Raw genomic sequence first — 17,091 nt, 5'->3', positions numbered from 1 at the left:
ATCTGTGGCAGAAGCCGATCGGGAGGTGTCACCCCGCGCGGGGCATCACCCGCGAGGTCGCTCACGGGACAGGAACGGACTCCGCGCTCCCGGCCCCGGTTGCCGTGCCGAGCAACGACGGCACGAGATCGATGAACTGCTTGAGGATCTGGTTCACCAGATCGCCGCCGGGCAGCGCCGGCGTCGCACTGGGCGTGTCCGCGGGCGGAGCGCTCTGATTGACGCCGATGGTGATCTTCGGGCTCTTCGCCGGGTCGAGCCACACCAGGATCTTGCGCATCAGTTCCTTGTCGATGGCGACACAACCCATCGTCGGCTGACCGTTGGTGACGTGCAGGAACATCGCCGACGCCTTGCCCGGGATGCGCTGCGGATTGTGCGCGATGTTGACCGCGTAGTCATAGACGGGGCCGGAGTTGTACAGGTTCTCGCTGTCGCCACCGGGGCTCGCTGCCTGCCGGACATGGGTGTTGTACGTCGGCGACTTGGTGTTCGAGTCCCACCAATCCTGCTGGTCGACCTTGATGTACGGCAGTTTGGTGCCAGGATTCGCCAGTCTGCCGAAGGCCTGATCGAGCGGGAAGGTGCCCTGCGGCGTGCGGTACACGTTGTCCTTGGGCTCGCCCTGTCCGAGCGATCCCAGGAATGCCTTGGTCGGCCCGATGACCGGCTTCCACGAGTTGTCGGTCCCACGCTCGAAGGCGGTCAGGGTCGCGGTCGGGTCACTGGCCTTGGGAGCCGTGACCACGATCATCTGCTTCGTCTGACCCGCGGCCGGTGACGCCGCGCCACCCTGCCCCTGACCGGCGAGCGAGTTCAGGAGATTGTCGAGCACCGGGACGCCGGTGACGCCTCCGGGTGCAGCCGACGTACTCGTCGCTCCCGAGGTCGACGGCGTCGTGGTCCCCGAGGGCGTTCCCGAGGTGGACGGTGTCGTGGTGCCCGGTGCGGCAGATGCGAGCCCGGAACCGAACAGGACAGCCACCAGCGCGACCGCCGATGCGAGTCCCACAGACCTCATACGCCTCATCAGTAACTTCAGCACCACAACAGTGTGCCAGTTGGCAAGGGTTCATGAGTCTCGGCCTGGTCACGGTGGGGTACGGATCCGATCACCCGGCCCACCCATCTCTCGTGCATCGCACAAGTGCCAGGGACCCCACACATGGAAAGCGGCCCGCCCCTGTAGAAAGAGGGACGGGCCGCTGGTCTCTGAATCGGAGCTCGCCGCCCGCTACGCTCCCGGCGCGACATCTCCGAACTTCGCCCGCTCGCTACGCTCCCGGCGCGAACTCCTCCAACATGTCGGTCACGAGGGCCGCGATCGGCGACCGCTCACTCCGCGTCAACGTGACATGGGCGAAGAGCGGATGCCCCTTCAGCTTCTCGATCACCGCGGCGACACCGTCATGGCGACCGACGCGCAAGTTGTCCCGCTGCGCGACATCGTGGGTCAGCACCACACGCGACCCGGAACCCAGACGGGAGAGCACCGTCAGCAACACATTGCGCTCCAGCGACTGCGCCTCGTCGACGATCACGAAGGAATCGTGCAGCGACCGACCACGGATGTGGGTCAGCGGCAGCACCTCCAACATGCCCCGACTGAGCACCTCCTCGATCACCTCCTGCGAGGCCAACCCCTCCAGCGTGTCGAACACCGCCTGCGCCCACGGCCCCATCTTCTCGGCCTCACCACCGGGCAGGTACCCGAGCTGCTGACCGCCGACGGCATAGAGCGGCCGGAAGACGACGACCTTGCGCTGGGTGCGACGCTCGAGAACCGCCTCGAGACCGGCGCACAACGCCAGCGCCGACTTACCGGTGCCCGCCTTGCCGCCGAGCGAGACGATGCCCACCGACTCGTCGAGCAGCAGGTCGAGGGCGACACGCTGCTCGGCCGAACGTCCGTGCAACCCGAAGGCCTCCCGGTCGCCGCGCACCAGTTGCACCCGTTTGTCGGCGTTCACCCGTCCGAGCGCACTCGAACCATTACCCAAGAGCCGGATTCCGGTGTGGCACGGCAGTTCCCGCGCTTCGTCGAGATCGGCCACCCCCTCGGAATAGAGGGAGTCGACCACCGTCGAGTCGACGTCGATCTCGGTCATCCCGGACCATCCCGAGACCACCACATCCTGCGCGTGGTACTCGTCGGCGGCGAGACCGACGGCACCGGCCTTCACACGCAGTGGCGTGTCCTTGGAGACCAGCGTGACGTCTTTGTCCTCGGCCCGAAGATTCAACGCGCAGGCGAGGATTCGCGAGTCGTTGGTCTCCGTGCGGAATCCGGCAGGCAACACGGTCGGATCGGTGTGGTTGAGCTCCACCTGCAAGGTGCCGCCCTCGTCGCCGATCGGGATGGGCACGTCCAGGCGGCCGTGCACGAGCCGGAGGTCGTCGAGCATCCGCAACGATTCCCGTGCGAACCAACCGAGCTCGTGGTGGTGACGTTTGCCCTCGAGTTCGCCGATGACCACCAACGGGAGGACCACGTTGTGTTCGGCGAAACGTAGTACCGCCCAAGGATCGGACAGCAGCACGGAGGTGTCGAGGACGTAGGTGCGTGTGGTCACGTAGTGCTCCTACATTTGTGCGGCACCCGCACAAACCAGTGTGTGACGACCGGCCGGCTCATGTCCTCGTTCGGCGTCAGCCGAGTAGGACGAGGACCGGGGCCGGCCCTCTCGTGATGCTGGTGCAATCCACGAATCGAACCTCCCGGACGAACCGCTTCCCCGCGGCCCGTCACTCGTCAAAGTACGCCGCGTCACACCCCGCGGCTGTTCGCCACGGGGTGTGTCGGCGTGAAATGTGCGTTAACGAGACCCGACGCGGGCCTGCGTGTCAGCGACCGGCGCGCGCGAAGATGCGCTGGCGTGCGTCCTCTGCCTCGTCGCCGAGTCCGTCGACGCTGTCGAGCTTGAGCTGGTCGACGAGTGCGGCCGCGATCGCAGCGCGGGTGTCGTCGTTCTCGTAGTCGGCGATCAGCGCGAACTCCTCGTCGAAGTCGGCGACGTCGGAGCCGATCGGCTCGATGTTCGCCAGCGCCCGATCGACCGCGACCACGGTGGCTTCCTGATCGGCGACCAGTCCGGCGTTCAGGAACGATCCGAATGTCGTCGCCTGGGCGGCGTCGTCATGCGAGATCTTCGCCAGGATCTGCGAGTAGATGTCATCGGTGACCACCGAGGACAGTCGGCTGATGAAGCCGACGCACTGATGCTCGTGCACGGCCATCAGAGCGAGCACGTCGAGCGGACCCAGATCCTCCTTGACGCCGGGCTCCTGCTTGAAGCCCTGGGTCACGTGGATGCGGCGACGGACCTCGGAATCGACCGGGTCGACGGCGCGGGTCACCACGAGGTAGTCGCGCAGGACGATCGCGTGACGGTTGTCTTCTGCCGTCCACACGCCGACCAGCTGACGCCACTCCGAGAAGGCCGGGAAGTAGAGCGCGATGACGCGGTGGTACGACGGCAGGTTGTCCTTGGTGAGCAGCAGCGCGAGCGTCGCCGCACGCGCCTCACCGCTCAGCGAACCCTGCGACGGGTCCCAGTCCTCGCCACCGAGGAACGCGAAGTTGCGTCCGTCGCCCCACGGGACCCAATCGTGCGGGTTCCACGGCGACGCGATCTCCTGGTGGTCTTCGGCGATCTCCGGCAGCGCCTTCTCAAGCGCGATGATCAAGTCGTCCTCGGTCAATGCGTTCATCGCAGACAGGATAGAGAACGACCGGGGGCTGTGGCCAGTCGCCTCGACCAGGTCGTCAGACCCGGCTCATCAGGCCCCAGTCCTCGAGTCCGTCGTACAGCGGGAAGTCGAGGGCGAGCGCGGAGACCCGGCCGCGGAGCGCGGAGATGTCGGCCTCGGAGCCTGCGGCGAGAGCGGTGCCGATGATGTCGGCGACCTCCCGGAACTGCTCGTCGCCGAAACCACGGGTGGCTAGCGCCGGAGTGCCGATCCGCAGACCGGAGGTGACCATCGGCGGACGGGGGTCGAAGGGCACCGCGTTGCGGTTGACCGTGATGCCGACCTGATGGAGCAGGTCCTCGGCCTGCTGACCGTCGAGCCGGCTGTCACGCAGGTCGACGAGCACGAGGTGGACGTCGGTGCCGCCGGTCAGAACCGAGACACCGGCCTTCTTCACGTCCTCCCCGGTGAGACGCTCGGCGAGCAGCTTCGCCCCGGCCAGCGTGCGACGCTGACGGTCGGCGAACTCCTCGGTGCCGGCGATCTTGAGCGCGACGGCCTTACCTGCGATCGCGTGCATCAGCGGGCCGCCCTGCTGACCCGGGAAGACTGCGGAGTTCAGCTTCTTGGCCCACTCCTGCTTGGCGAGGATCAGACCCGACCGCGGTCCGCCGAGGGTCTTGTGGATGGTCGACGAGACGACGTCGGAATGCGGAACCGGCGACGGGTGCAGGCCGGCCGCGACGAGTCCAGCGAAATGCGCCATGTCGGTCCAGAGGTAGGCGCCGACCTCGTCGGCGATCGAGCGGAACGCCTCGAAGTCCAGGGTGCGCGGGTACGCCGACCAACCGGCGCAGATCACCTTCGGCCGGACGTCGAGGGCGATCTTGCGCACCTCGTCCATGTCGACGCGGAAGTCCTCTTTGCTGACCCCGTAGAAGTGGTTCTCGTAGAGCTTGCCGGAGAAGTTCAACCGCATGCCGTGCGTGAGGTGGCCGCCGTGGGCGAGGTCGAGACCGAGCAGTCGCTCGCCCGGCTCCATCAGTGCCATCAGCACCGCGGCATTGGCCTGCGCACCGGAATGGGGCTGCACATTGGCGAAGTCGGCGCCGAACAGTTCCTTGGCGCGGTTGCGGGCGATGTCCTCCACCACGTCGACGTATTCACAGCCGCCGTAGTAGCGACGGCCCGGGTAGCCCTCGGCGTACTTGTTCGTGAGCACGCTGCCCTGCGCCTGCAGGACGGCGCGCGGGACGAAGTTCTCCGACGCGATCATTTCCAGCGTGTCGCGCTGTCGGCTGAGTTCGCCGTTCATCGCGGCCGCGACATCGGGATCGAGTTCGGCCAGCGATGCGGAGTTCAGGTCCGTGGAGTTCACCGTCATGACCTCGATTCTAGGAGCGCAGTTCCGCACGGAGCAGTGCCGGGGTCAACGGCTCGTCGAGCAGCCGCCCGAATCGTGTTAGCCGGTCGGCCGCGGGCACCTCGTCCAGCCACGTCTGGAGAAGTCGATAGCCCTCCACATAGGTGCTGATGTACGCCCGCCAGAGCGGCGAGGTGAGGAACCGCAACATCTGGCGGGCCCGCGCGTCGGTGGCCAGCAGCCACGTCTGCAGGAAGGCTGCCACCTCGTCGGCATCGCGGCGTGCGTCGTGCAGCAACAGTGCCGCGTCCTGGCGGACCCCGAGCAACCCCGACGTGGCCGATGCCATGCGCTGCGCACGCTCGCCGTCGAAACGGAGTCCGAGGTCGGCGTAGATCTCCTGGGCCCACAGGCCCCAGTCGTCGCCGATGGCGGCGACCAACGCGTGGTCGGCGAGCCCCTCGGCCATCAGGCACTGCGGGGTGTTGACCAGGAAGATCGTCTGCTCGAGTTGCCCACTGCCGACCAGGATCTCCTCCTTGCGACAGTGCTCGGTGTGGTGCCCCGGGTAGGCCTCGTGGGCGATCAGGTGTGGCAGCGACGACATGTATTGCGTCAGGTCGGCATTGATCGCGACCCGGGAACGGTGGTCACCGAGGTAGTAGTTGAACCCCGACCACGGCTTGTCGGTGACCACCTCGAACTCGACGATCTCGTCGTCGGGCAGACCGAAGGTCGACCGGACCCGTTCGCGCAGTGCACCGCTGAACGCCCGCACACACTCGTCGACCTTGGCAGCCGGGATCTCGTCGGCACGTCGATGCGCCGCATAGGCGTCGGACAGCGCGGCACCCGACACCCCCGGACGCTCCAACGCATCGGCGATGCGCTCGTGTGCATCGGCGTAGGTCTGGGTGTCGCCGAGCGCGATGTCGATGTCGAAGTAGGCGCGGACCTCGTCGGGGAATGCGATCTCGTCGCCGGCGAACTTCCGCGCCGAACACTCCAGCGCGCGCAGGTGCGCATCGATGAATGCGGCCCGGTCAGGCGGCAGGTCGGCGGGCAGGTCGGCCCGGAGTCCCCGTGCGCGAGCGGCGAGTTCGGCGGGATCGGGAGCGGGCGCGTTCTCGATCGCACGCCGCAGGGCGGGGTCGCCGGTGTAGGCGTCGACGAACCCCTCCTCCAGGCGGTCGAAGGCGAGGCCGAGGCGCAGGTAGTCGGTGACCGGTGACGAGGTCATGACTGGAGGCTAACCGAGAACCGGTCGCCCGACCGACCTCACAGTCAACGGTCGGAACGTCGGTCCTATGGTGTATCAATGACGACCCGCTGGAACAGCTGATGGCTCGCGACGCCAGCCGGGATCCCAGTCTCTATCTGGAGCTGGATCGCAAGCAGTGGCGCGAACTCCGCGAATCCATGCCGATGGTGCTCACCGAGAACGAGCTCGATCAGCTGGTCGGACTGGGTGAACAGGTGGATCTCGACGAGGTCGCCGACGTCTACCTCCCCCTCTCGCGCCTCATCCACCTGCAGGTGGCCGCACGTCAACGACTGTTCGCCGCGACGTCGACCTTCCTCGGTGACCGCCAGGGCGCCCGCCAGGTGCCGTTCGTCATCGGCATCGCCGGCAGTGTTGCGGTCGGCAAATCGACCACCGCCCGCGTACTCGCCGCACTGCTCGCCCGATGGGAGTCACACCCGAAGGTCGACCTGGTGACCACCGACGGCTTCCTGCTGCCGACCGCGGAGCTCGAGCGTCGGGGCATCATGCACCGCAAGGGCTTTCCCGAGTCCTACGATCGGCGTTCGCTGCTCCGGTTCGTCACCGAGGTGAAGTCGGGTGCGCATGAGGTGAGCGCCCCGGTCTACTCTCACATCACCTACGACATCGTCCCCGACGTCCGACACTTCATCCGGCAGCCCGACATCCTGATCGTCGAGGGACTGAACGTCCTGCAGACCGGTCCGACCCTGATGGTCTCCGATCTCTTCGACTTCTCCATCTACGTGGACGCGAAGATCGACGACATCGAATCCTGGTACATCTCGCGGTTCCTGCAGATGCGGACCACCGCGTTCGCCGACCCGAACTCGCACTTCCACTACTACTCGTCGCTGACCGACGACCAGGCCACCATCGCCGCGCGTGACATCTGGACGTCGATCAACCGCCCCAACCTCATCGAGAACATCCTGCCCAGCCGGCCGCGGGCGACGCTCGTGCTCCGCAAAGATGCCAACCACGCGATCAACCGGGTGCGCCTCCGCAAACTCTGACGGCGCGCGAGACGATGTTCACCGGCCGAATCGTCGGTTGCGTGCGGCGAAGTCGCGCAAGGCACGCAGGAAGTCGACCCGCCGGAACTCCGGCCAGTAGGCATCGGTGAACCAGATCTCCGAATAGGCGCTCTGCCACAACAAGAATCCGGACAGGCGCTGCTCACCCGACGTCCGGATCACCAGGTCCGGGTCGGCTTGCCCGCTGGTGTACAGGTGGGCGTCGATCGCTTCCACCGAGACGGCGTCGATCAACTCGGCCGGGTCGGCGCCCGCGTCGACGCGTTCGCGGAGCAGCGACTGTACGGCGTCGACGATCTCCTGGCGACCGCCGTAGCCGACCGCCACGTTCACGTTCATCCCATCGCGTCCGGCGGTGCGATCGGATGCGGTGCGCAACCGATCGGCCACCGGCGCGGGCAGCCGGTCCAGCGTCCCGACGATCCGCACCCGCCACCGACCGGTCGGACCGGAGATCTCGTCGACGATGTCGGGGACGATCTCCATCAGCGCGTCCAGCTCGTCGGACTCGCGACTGAGGTTCTCGGTGGACAGCAGATAGATGGTGACCGTGTCGATGTCCAATTCGGCACACCAGGTCAACATCTCGGCGATCCGCTGCGCGCCGACCCGATGACCGTGACTCACGTCCTCGAATCCCGCTTCGCGGGCCCACCGCCGGTTACCGTCGCAGATGATCGCGACGTGATGCGGGATACGCGCGGTGTCCATGAGCTGGATCAACCGCTTCTCGTAGACGCGCAGCAACGGTGAACGCACGTTGTCGGGGAGGATCTTCATCGCAGCCGCACCCCGGTCACCACTGCCACTCGATCCGCCGCCACGTGGGACACCTTACGCGTCGGCCGGGTGTGAGCCGTGGGTCTCGATACGAGAGCGTCGCACCGAACTTACGGTAGCGTAGGTTACGTGAACAGCCTGACGGATCCGGTGACCGCGCCGGTCAGACCACGTCTGCGCGGGGTGATCCATCACTACTCCGCGTATGTCGCTGCGGTGGCGGGCATCGCCGCCGTGGTCGGTGCCGCGATCCTGCGCGATGTCGGGTCGACCGTCGCGTGCGCGGTCTATGCACTGACCATCGTCGGACTGTTCGGGGTGAGCGCCACCTACCACCGGATCACCTGGCAGAGCGCCCGCACCCGGCTCCTGATGAAGCGCGCCGATCACTCGATGATCTTCCTGTTCATCGCCGGCACGTACACCCCGTTCTGCGCCATGGCCCTGTCCGGCGCGACGAGATGGTGGGTACTCGGGCTGGTCTGGGTTGGCGCACTGTCCGGCGTCGCACTCAAGGTCGCCTGGCCGGGCGCACCCCGCTGGCTCGGTGTGGCGCTCTACATCCTGCTCGGCTGGGTGATCGTCGTCGTCGCGCCGACGTTGACGGCCCAGACCGGCCTGACGGTGATGGTGCTCCTCGCGCTCGGCGGAGTCTTCTACAGCGTCGGCGGAATCCTGTACGCCCTACGCTGGCCCGACCCGTGGCCGACCACCTTCGGCCACCACGAGGTCTTCCACGTGTGTACGGCCATCGCCGCAGTGTTGCACTACATCGCGGTCTGGCTGGTCATCGCGGCCTGATCGGGCTGCGCCTCGGAATCTTTCCGCGGTCAGCATCTTTCCGCCGTCAGCGACCTGTTTCGACCGGGAATCCGCGGGAGCGGAGTTCATCCTCGAGATCGTCGCGATCGCCCAAGAACTCGCGGGTCCGGACCGAGTCCTTCGCCAGATAGAGACTCGACAGGAACGTGTCACCGCGGTGGTCGCGGTGACCACCGTCGGCGCCGGCGCGGATCAGCACCAGACAGGCCGCGACGTTCTGGACCGAGGCGGCCGTGAAGATCGGTGTCCGCCCGCCGGGGTCCTCGGCGTCCAGATCGGCGTCGGCGTCGATCAACATCTCGACGGCATCGGCCCGATAGTGCAGCACGGCGACGTGCAAGATCACTCCGCCACCACGACCCGGCGCGTCGGCAAGGCTCGGGTCGACGTCGATCAGCGCGCGCAGCGAGTCGGTCTTGTCCCGGAGAAGTGCGTAGGAGGCCGCGTTGTAGCCGCCCGACCCGACCAAGGGATCGGCCCCGCCGCGGAGCAGGGTCTCGACGGTCCGCGGCCGCCCGAACTCCACCGCCCATTGCAGCGGTGTGATGCCGGAGCGTCGCGCATCGTGATCGTTGGCAGGGGTGTTCGGGTCCTGGCCCTCGCGGATGAGCTGACGGATGCGCTCGACATCACCATCGCGAGCGGCCTGCAGGACACGGACCGTCCCCGCATCGAAGTAGTCGGCGGGATCCGGGCCGCCGAGCGGGCTGCCGGGCGCGCAACCGGCGAGGCCGACGGCGACCATTCCGACGGTCAGCAGGCTCACGGCGATCGACCGGATCGATCTGCGATGGCGTAGGGCCGGCACGGTCTCCCCCAGCACGGTCTCTCCCGGCACGGTCTCCCCCCGTCCTGGTCCTCGTCCGATCGGCGTCGACCCCGTCCGTTATGTCCGGGTTGGCGTCGATCCTAATGTGCCCGGACGATCAGGTCGGTCAACCGGAGGACCCCCGGGGCCGGGGTGGGGCGGAGTGGACGGCGGCGCGCCTGAGCGTCGCGAGCGCCCCGGTCATCGCGCGATTTCCTATGACGTCGGCCCGTTGCGTGTCCACAATCTGCCGCCCAGCGCGGGGTCACGTGGATATCGCACGCGCCGCCTCAGAGGCGGGCAGATTTTCGCCACGCGCACCCGACCCAGGCACCCGGGTCTCCGAAAACTGCTCTGTACCAACCGAAAACCGCCCACAACACCCGACCCACTGCCAATACGGTCGACGCACCCTCCACCCGGGCAGATCTCGGGACAACCGGGGCTGATTTCGGGCGACGACGCCCGGCTCCCTGCCGACAATCCGACCACAATCTGCCGCCCAGCGCGGGACCACGTGGATATCGCACGCGCCTCCCCGGAGGAGGGCAGATTTTGGTCGGGGAGCGCCCCAGACCAAGCCAGCCGCCCCAAGCCAGACCCAGGCCCCCAGCTCCGAGCACCTCAGCCGATCAGTGCCCGACGGACCTCAGGTACTGGGCCACCTTCGTGATCGCCGCCGGATTCCGCGGACCCTCCACCAGCGCGGCGTAGGGCAACGCCAGGAACCGACCTTCCCGCACTGCGTCCGTTCCCGACATCAGGGGATGCGTCTGCAACTGTCGGATCTTGGCCGCGACCGTGTTCGCCGGGCCGGCTCCGTAGTCGACGATGAGGATGACCTGCGGGTTCCGTTGTGCCGCAGCCTCCCAGGACGTCGATGTCCACGAGTCCTCGAGGTCACCGAAGATGTTGGAGCCGCCGGCCTCGGTGATGATCTGCTCGGGTGCTGCGAACCTGCCCGACGTGAACGGCGTCGGGTCGGCACTGTCGAAGAGGAACACCCGCGCGCGCCGATCCTCCGTCGGCGCAGTGGCGTTCGCCTTCCGGACCTCCGCCTTGTACTCCGATATCAGCGACGTCGCACGGTTCTGGACGCCGAAGATCTCGCCGATGTTCGCCAGATCCTCGTACAGCGCGTCGAGCGGGGCGACGATGCCCCGTTCGGTGCTTCCGGGCTGTCGGCATGCCTCCGTGAGCTGGTACGGCGTGGCCCCGAGGGATCGGATCCAGTCCGGCGTGACGCCGGTCGACTTCTTGAACCCGTAATTCCATCCGGCGAAGACGAAGTCGGGGTCGGCGGACTGGATCGCCTCGCGGGTGAAGGCATCGCCCAGCGACCGGGTCCGCTCGAAGTCCGCCCGCCAGGGTGACGACGCGATGTCGCGCTCCTTGCCCGCATAGGTGGTGTACCCGGCGAGTGTGTCGGCCAGTCCGAGCGCGAACATGATCTCGGTGATCCCGGTGTCGTTCACCACCACTCGGCTCGGACGACCGGGCACGGTCAGCGGTTCCCGACAGTTGTCGACGGTCACGGCCTGTCCGGCGGGAGCCGTGGCATCGTCCTCCACGTCCGCGCCACATGCCGTGGCGAACAGCATCACCGTCGCCGACACCGCGGCGACCATCGATCTCGTTCTCATCCGGTCTCTTTCTCGTCGAAGATGATCTGTGGGACGCCCAGTCTCGGATGGTCGAAGACGTGGCACCCGATCCCGAACCACCGGCGGATCGCCGACGGTGTGAACAGCTCACGCGGAGTGCCGGTCTGCACGACCCGACCGTCGACGAGCACGGCCAGGCGGTCACAGAACTGCGCCGCGATGTTGAGGTCGTGGAGTGCGGCGACCACGGTGACACCGCGGTCGGTGGCCGCGCGCAGGACCGCGTACTGGTGCCGCACATCGAGGTGGTTGGTCGGCTCGTCGAGGACCAGCACCTGCGGCTGTTGCGCGAATGCCCGCGCGATCAGGACCCGTTGCGCTTCACCGCCGGACAACGAGGTGAAGTTCCGGTCGGACAGGTGCGACACCCCGGCGTCGCGCATCGCAGCGGCGCAGATGTCGCGATCGCGCTGCGCGGTCCGCGTGGTCAGCGACCGATGTGGGAGCCGACCGGTCGCCACCACCTCCGCGGCCGAGAACTCGAAGTCCAACGCCGTACGTTGGGTCAGCGCCGCGACCTGCTGTGCGTTGACGCGCATGCTGATCGACGTCACGTCCCGCTCCGCCACCGCAACCGACCCCGACGTCGGATCGATTGCGCGGTACAGACATCGCAGCATCGTCGACTTGCCACTCCCGTTGGGGCCGATGACGCCCAGGAAGCTCCCCGCCGGCGCGTGCACCGTCACGTTCCGCAGGATCTCCACACCCCCGATGTGGACATCGACGCCGTGATAGTCGACGGTCACAGCGACTGCGCTCGCTCGTTGCGTCGCATGAGGACCAGGAACGCCGGCACCCCGACCGCGGCCGTGATGGCTCCCAGCGGCAGTTCTTGCGGTGGGACCACGGTCCGCGCCAGCAGGTCCGCCGCGACCAGGAACACCGCGCCGATCACCGGGGTGACCACCACGAGTCGCCGATGGTCGGCGCCGACGAGCAATCTGGCGATGTGCGGAACGACGAGTCCGACGAAGCCGATGGCGCCGCACACCGAGACCATCACGCCGGTCATCAGGGCCGCCACCACGAACAACATGAGCCGGAAGCGCGACGCACGCAGACCGAGCGACGCCGCGACCTCGTCCCCCATCGCGAGTGCGTTGAGATGGCGGGCCAGGGCGACGATCACGACCAGGCCGAATCCCACCACCACCGCCACGAGCCACACCGAACGCCAACTCGTGGCCGCGAGGCTACCCAGCAGCCAGAACATCACACTCCGGGCTGCGTCACCCATCGGTGCGAGGAACACCAGAACAGTGGTCAATGCCGAGAAGCCGTAGCCGAGAGCAGTTCCGGTGAGCACCAGTCGCAGCGGTGTGAGGCCACCACCCGCCGAGCGGGCCACCGCGAACACGATGATCGTGGCGATCAGTGCGCCGAGAAACGCCGCGGTGGGCAACGCGTAGATGCCGACCCCTGCGAAGACGCCGAACAGGACCACCGCCGTCGCGCCCACCGACGCACCGGACGAGATGCCGAGCACGTAGGGGTCGGCGAGGGCATTGCGCACCATTGCCTGCACCACCAGCCCGACCATGCCGAGCCCGGCCCCGACCAGGGCGCCGGTCAAGACGCGCGGCAGCCTGGAATCCACCACGATCCGATAGTCGGCGGCGTGATCAGCGCTGACGACGCCACCGGTGACATCTGCCCAGAGGTAGCCGAGCGCGTCCTGCCACGCAATGTCGGCGGTGCCGAAGACCAGCCCGAGCAGTGCGACCACGAGGAGTGCCGGGGTCCCGACCACCACGAGCGCGATGACGCGCCCCCACTGGCCGACAGCCGGTACCACCGCGCCCACTCCGGTCCCATCCCGCGGACACGACGACGCCGACCGACGGGCGGCACCGACCATGTCCCACGAAGTCGATGTCGGCCACGGCTTTCCGCCGCAGCCGCGTTCGGCAGGTCTTCGGACTCCCGGACACGGCACCCCCTCCGGGGTCGTGCCACCTACTGACGGCCGCTTCCCAGGTCTTGTCGGACCCAGTGCTCTTGGCCGCTGTCGTTTCCGGTCACCGCTGCGGGGCAGCTCTGGATTCACACCAGATTCCCTCTCACGCTCGAATCCGGACGAACCGGACCGAGACCGACGCAGGACGAACATAGCAAGACGCGCTTCGGACGAGAGAACTCGCCGGTCTAAACTGCAGCGATGCACCCGCTGACCCGCACCCTGGACCAGGTCCGGGGCAGCGTGGTCGGTACGTCGTCGGCGGTCACCGCCATCGTGGGGCACGCGGTCGCCGGGGGCGGCCTCCCCGACACCACCTCGGCGGCGATCGTCGTGGCTGTGTGCGCCGCGCTCGGTTGGGCAGTCGCCGCCCTGGGTTCGGCGTCGACGTCAGGACCGGTGACGCTCGTCGTCACCCTGGTCGGCGGCCAAGCCATCGCCCACCTCGCGCTCACCGCGATGGCGCATCATCACGCCGCGGTGTGGACGAGCGCGATGCTGGGCTGTCACGTCGCCGCCACCATCATCGCCGCGGGACTGGCCATGGGTCTCGAGTCGGCGGCGGTCGCGGTGCTCTGCGCCATCGTCCGGTCGCTGATGCACCTGCGCACGGCGCCACTGGGCGCCGCCCCGATGTGGGTCGCGCACATCGCTTCCGGTCCGATGTCGGGCCGCTCCCGGCTGCGTGCCCGCCCGGTGGGTACCCGCGGCCCACCCGCGCCGGTGTTCTGACCCGACTCGACTTCTGCTGACCTGCTCCGACATCGCGTCCGGACCGGTCGGCTCCTTCGCGTATGCGCACGCCGCACGGTGGTCGCTGCTGCGCGCCTCAGTCCGAAAGGCGGACACACGTGTCCCTCACCCAAGAACCTCCGATCCCACCTCCCACCACCGCGGCGGATTCGTCGCCACCCACACCGAGTCGACCGACGCGTCTCGGCTGGCAACCGCTCCTCCGCCGGCTGCACTTCTATGCCGGCATCCTCGTCGCCCCGTTCCTGGTGGTGGCGGTGGTCAGCGGCGGCCTGTACGCCATCGCACCCACGTTGGAAAAGCTGGTCTACCGGGCTGAGCTGCACACCGACAGCTACACCACCGGGCCCGAGCGTCCGCTGTCCGACCAGGTACGGGTCGCCATGGCCACCCGTCCCGACCTCACGGTGTCGGCGGTCCGGCCCGCCGCCGAACCGGGCGACACCACCCGGGTGCTGTTCGACGATCCGTCACTGGGGCCGTCGGAGCGGCGAGCGGTCTTCATCGACCCCGTCACCACCCGCCCCACCGGGGAACTCGTGAGTTACGGCGGCAGCGGATCGCTACCGATGCGGACCTGGATCAGTCAGCTGCACCGGCACCTGCATCTCGGCGAGCCCGGACGGATCTACAGCGAGATGGCGGCATCGTGGCTGTGGGTCATCGCGCTGGCCGGACTGGCGATGTGGATCAGTCGCTATCGACGGCGTCGGTCCGGCGGGGACGCCCGGTTGGCAACGGTGAACCGCAAAGCAACGGGCCGCGCACGCAATCTCAACTGGCATGGCGCGGTGGGTGTCTGGATCGTGGTCGGTCTGGTCTTCCTCTCGGCCACCGGACTCACCTGGTCCAAGTACGCCGGGGAGAACATCGGCGAGCTCCGGCAGGCATTGAGCTGGACGACGCCGAGCGTCGACACGGCTCTCGGCGCCGCAGCACCCGCGTCTGACGACGGCCACAGCGGTCATGCCGGTCACGGCGGATCAGCGAGCGCTGCATCGGATCCCGACGTCATCGACACCAACGTCGGACGTCTCGATGCGGTGGTCGCCGCGGCTCGTGGGATCGGCGTGACCGACGCGGCCGAGGTGTCGATTCCGGCCGACGCCGAGACCGCCTTCACCGTCAGCGAGACCGGTGAGCCCTTCCAGTTCTCGGCCAACACCGTTGCGGTGAACGGCGCGACCGGGGCGGTCACCGGCACATCCTGGTTCGCCGATTGGCCGCTGCCGGCGAAGCTGACCGACTGGGGCATCTCGCTGCACATGGGTCTGTTGTTCGGATTGGTGAATCAGATCGTGTTGCTGCTCATCGCGATCGGGCTCTTGGTGCTCATCGTTCGCGGATACGTGATGTGGTGGCAGCGGCGCCCGCGACGAGGCGGACGTCCGGTCGGACGGCCACCCCTGCGCGGTGCGCTACGACACCTGCCGATACCGACTGTCATCGCGGTCGTGGTGGTGGCCGGCCTGATCGGCTGGTTCGTGCCGCTGCTCGGGATCAGCTTGCTGGGCTTCCTGGTCGTCGACGCCGCGATCGGCGCGTCCACCCGATGGCGCGGGGCTCGAACCCCCTGACCGCCGTCTGCAGAGACGAGCAGGCGCGCTCCGAAGAGGAGCGCGCCTGCTCGTGACCACGTGTCTCGGCTGCGTCAGCTGCGAGCGAGTGCCGCCAACACCGTGGCGCTGGCCTCCCAGCCCATGCACTTGTCGGTCACCGACTTCCCGTACACGAGTTCGTGCTCGTCACCCGGCTTCACGCTCTGCGCACCGGGTTCCAGGAAGCTCTCCAGCATCACACCACTGATCACCGGCGAGTCGCCGGCGGCCCGACGCTGCCGGACGGATGCGGCGATCTCGGTGGCGACCTCGGCCTGTCGGTTATGGTCCTTGCCCGAGTTCGCGTGCGAGCAGTCGATCATCACGCGCTCGGGCAGACCCGCTTTCGCCAACGCCGCGACCGCGGACGCGACCGACTCGTCGTCGAAGTTCGGTCCGCCGGTGCCGCCGCGCAGGATGATGTGACAGTCCTCGTTGCCGACGGTCTCCACCACGGCGCCGTGACCGAAGTCGTCGACGCCGAAGAACACGTGCTGCGCCGCAGCGGCATTCACGCCGTCCACGGCGACCTGGACGTTGCCGTCGGTGCCGTTCTTGAACCCGATCGGCATCGACAGACCGGACGCCAGCTGGCGATGGACCTGCGACTCGGTGGTGCGGGCGCCGATCGCGCCCCAGGCGACGGTGTCGGCGATGTACTGCGGGCTGGTGGGCTCCAGGAATTCGCACCCCACCGGCAGACCGAGGTCGATGATGTCGAGCAGCAGCGAACGTGCGGTGCGCAGGCCGCGCTCGACGTCGTAGCTCCCGTCCATCCCCGGGTCGTTGATGAGTCCCTTCCACCCGACCGTGGTGCGCGGCTTCTCGAAGTAGACGCGCATGACGATCTTCAGGCGGTCCGCGTACTCGGCGGCCAGCGGCGCGAGGCGACGCGCGTAGTCGATCGCGGCGATCGGATCGTGCACGGAACACGGACCGACGACGACGAGGAGCCGGTCGTCGCGGCCGGCCAGGATGTCTGCGATCTGATCGCGATCGGCCTGCACGGCGAGGGCGCGGCGCGCGGTCAGCGGGAGTTCGTTGCGGATGGTGTCCGGCGACGGGATGGAGCGGAACGACTTGATCCGCCGGTCCGAGGTGGAAGCACCGGGTTTCGACTCACCGGATCGGGAGTCCAGGCTGATGGTCACGAGCTGCCTTTCGGGTTGTGCCCTGATGTCAGGGGGACACGCCCTGCGCGCGGAGCCCCTGAAATGACGAAAGCAGCAACCGCATGGTCGCTGCTCGGGCTCCGGGTGTTCTGCGCGCGTGCGTCAGTGCTTCATCGCGGCCCCACCCGGAGCCTCGATAAAGCGCCAATACGCGCGCACGGTGGTGATCACGGCGTCCAC

General features: G+C 67.8%; 15 protein-coding genes and 1 riboswitch. Of the genes, 4 read left to right on the top strand and 11 right to left on the bottom strand.

The window, feature by feature from the left end; translation table 11 throughout:
- Positions 1–61 precede the first annotated feature (61 nt).
- The 5 genes from GS4_RS21450 to GS4_RS21430 form a co-directional block, all read right to left on the bottom strand.
- A complete protein-coding gene (locus tag GS4_RS21450) occupies positions 62–1,021 on the bottom strand; it encodes a L,D-transpeptidase family protein (RefSeq protein WP_040511394.1) in 960 nt (319 codons plus the stop codon).
- Positions 1,022–1,274: 253 nt separating this feature from the next.
- Entirely contained in the window at positions 1,275–2,573 is a 1,299-nt protein-coding gene (phoH2, locus tag GS4_RS21445) for an RNA 5'-3' helicase PhoH2 (protein ID WP_007624528.1), read from the bottom strand.
- A 271-nt stretch (positions 2,574–2,844) separates the two neighbouring features.
- Complete coding sequence (locus GS4_RS21440) at positions 2,845–3,711, bottom strand: acyl-ACP desaturase (RefSeq protein ID WP_007624527.1); 867 nt, start codon at positions 3,709–3,711, stop codon at positions 2,845–2,847.
- 55 nt (positions 3,712–3,766) lie between these two features.
- On the bottom strand, positions 3,767–5,074 hold the full coding sequence (gene glyA / locus GS4_RS21435) for a serine hydroxymethyltransferase (protein WP_007624526.1): 1,308 nt from the start codon (positions 5,072–5,074) through the stop codon (positions 3,767–3,769).
- Between the two features lie 10 nt (positions 5,075–5,084).
- Entirely contained in the window at positions 5,085–6,293 is a 1,209-nt protein-coding gene (locus GS4_RS21430; protein ID WP_007624525.1) for a hypothetical protein, read from the bottom strand.
- Between the two features lie 101 nt (positions 6,294–6,394).
- Here GS4_RS21430 and coaA point away from each other — a divergent pair, with 101 nt between their 5' ends.
- A complete protein-coding gene (gene coaA / locus GS4_RS21425) occupies positions 6,395–7,333 on the top strand; it encodes a type I pantothenate kinase (protein ID WP_007624524.1) in 939 nt (312 codons plus the stop codon).
- Between the two features lie 18 nt (positions 7,334–7,351).
- Here coaA and GS4_RS21420 read toward each other — a convergent pair whose 3' ends face one another.
- Entirely contained in the window at positions 7,352–8,134 is a 783-nt protein-coding gene (locus GS4_RS21420; RefSeq protein ID WP_007624523.1) for an isoprenyl transferase, read from the bottom strand.
- 129 nt (positions 8,135–8,263) lie between these two features.
- On the opposite strand from GS4_RS21420, the gene trhA reads away from it, so the two are divergent.
- Complete coding sequence (trhA, locus tag GS4_RS21415) at positions 8,264–8,935, top strand: PAQR family membrane homeostasis protein TrhA (protein ID WP_007624522.1); 672 nt, start codon at positions 8,264–8,266, stop codon at positions 8,933–8,935.
- A gap of 46 nt (positions 8,936–8,981) precedes the next feature.
- On the opposite strand, the gene GS4_RS21410 is transcribed toward trhA, so the two are convergent.
- The 4 genes from GS4_RS21410 to GS4_RS21395 all read right to left on the bottom strand — a co-directional run bounded on the left by GS4_RS21410 (position 8,982) and on the right by GS4_RS21395 (position 13,289).
- On the bottom strand, positions 8,982–9,794 hold the full coding sequence (locus GS4_RS21410; protein ID WP_007624521.1) for an ankyrin repeat domain-containing protein: 813 nt from the start codon (positions 9,792–9,794) through the stop codon (positions 8,982–8,984).
- Between the two features lie 602 nt (positions 9,795–10,396).
- Positions 10,397–11,407, bottom strand: a complete 1,011-nt coding sequence (locus tag GS4_RS21405; RefSeq protein ID WP_040511392.1) for an ABC transporter substrate-binding protein — start codon at positions 11,405–11,407, stop codon at positions 10,397–10,399.
- Positions 11,404–12,177, bottom strand: a complete 774-nt coding sequence (locus GS4_RS21400; protein ID WP_007624519.1) for an ABC transporter ATP-binding protein — start codon at positions 12,175–12,177, stop codon at positions 11,404–11,406. The genes GS4_RS21405 and GS4_RS21400 overlap by 4 nt, the downstream gene beginning before the upstream one ends.
- Positions 12,174–13,289 (bottom strand): FecCD family ABC transporter permease, encoded by a 1,116-nt coding sequence (locus GS4_RS21395; RefSeq protein ID WP_083862822.1) that lies wholly within the window; start codon positions 13,287–13,289, stop codon positions 12,174–12,176. The genes GS4_RS21400 and GS4_RS21395 overlap by 4 nt, the downstream gene beginning before the upstream one ends.
- A gap of 31 nt (positions 13,290–13,320) precedes the next feature.
- A riboswitch (cobalamin riboswitch) is annotated at positions 13,321–13,543 on the bottom strand.
- Between the two features lie 46 nt (positions 13,544–13,589).
- On the opposite strand from GS4_RS21395, the gene GS4_RS21390 reads away from it, so the two are divergent.
- Entirely contained in the window at positions 13,590–14,120 is a 531-nt protein-coding gene (locus GS4_RS21390; RefSeq protein WP_007624517.1) for a hypothetical protein, read from the top strand.
- Between the two features lie 119 nt (positions 14,121–14,239).
- Positions 14,240–15,718 (top strand): PepSY-associated TM helix domain-containing protein, encoded by a 1,479-nt coding sequence (locus GS4_RS21385; protein ID WP_007624516.1) that lies wholly within the window; start codon positions 14,240–14,242, stop codon positions 15,716–15,718.
- Positions 15,719–15,792: 74 nt separating this feature from the next.
- Here GS4_RS21385 and GS4_RS21380 read toward each other — a convergent pair whose 3' ends face one another.
- Complete coding sequence (locus GS4_RS21380; protein WP_007624515.1) at positions 15,793–16,890, bottom strand: 3-deoxy-7-phosphoheptulonate synthase; 1,098 nt, start codon at positions 16,888–16,890, stop codon at positions 15,793–15,795.
- Between the last annotated feature and the right edge of the window lie 201 nt (positions 16,891–17,091).

The organism is Gordonia soli NBRC 108243, assembly GCF_000334455.1.
Lineage (GTDB): Bacteria > Actinomycetota > Actinomycetes > Mycobacteriales > Mycobacteriaceae > Gordonia > Gordonia soli.
Note: the sequence above shows the minus strand (reverse complement) of the source record. Positions and strands in the feature narration are given on the sequence as shown.

Excerpts from the sequence above, each read along its gene's own strand:
- GS4_RS21450 (WP_040511394.1), bottom strand. The coding sequence starts at position 1,021 with ATGAGGTCTGTGGGACTCGCATCGGCGGTCGCGCTGGTGGCTGTCCTG.
- GS4_RS21440 (WP_007624527.1), bottom strand. The coding sequence starts at position 3,711 with ATGAACGCATTGACCGAGGACGACTTGATCATCGCGCTTGAGAAGGCG.
- glyA (WP_007624526.1), bottom strand. The coding sequence starts at position 5,074 with ATGACGGTGAACTCCACGGACCTGAACTCCGCATCGCTGGCCGAACTC.
- GS4_RS21430 (WP_007624525.1), bottom strand. The coding sequence starts at position 6,293 with ATGACCTCGTCACCGGTCACCGACTACCTGCGCCTCGGCCTCGCCTTC.
- coaA (WP_007624524.1), top strand. The coding sequence starts at position 6,395 with ATGGCTCGCGACGCCAGCCGGGATCCCAGTCTCTATCTGGAGCTGGAT.
- GS4_RS21420 (WP_007624523.1), bottom strand. The coding sequence starts at position 8,134 with ATGAAGATCCTCCCCGACAACGTGCGTTCACCGTTGCTGCGCGTCTAC.
- GS4_RS21405 (WP_040511392.1), bottom strand. The coding sequence starts at position 11,407 with ATGAGAACGAGATCGATGGTCGCCGCGGTGTCGGCGACGGTGATGCTG.
- GS4_RS21395 (WP_083862822.1), bottom strand. The coding sequence starts at position 13,289 with ATGGTCGGTGCCGCCCGTCGGTCGGCGTCGTCGTGTCCGCGGGATGGG.
- GS4_RS21390 (WP_007624517.1), top strand. The coding sequence starts at position 13,590 with ATGCACCCGCTGACCCGCACCCTGGACCAGGTCCGGGGCAGCGTGGTC.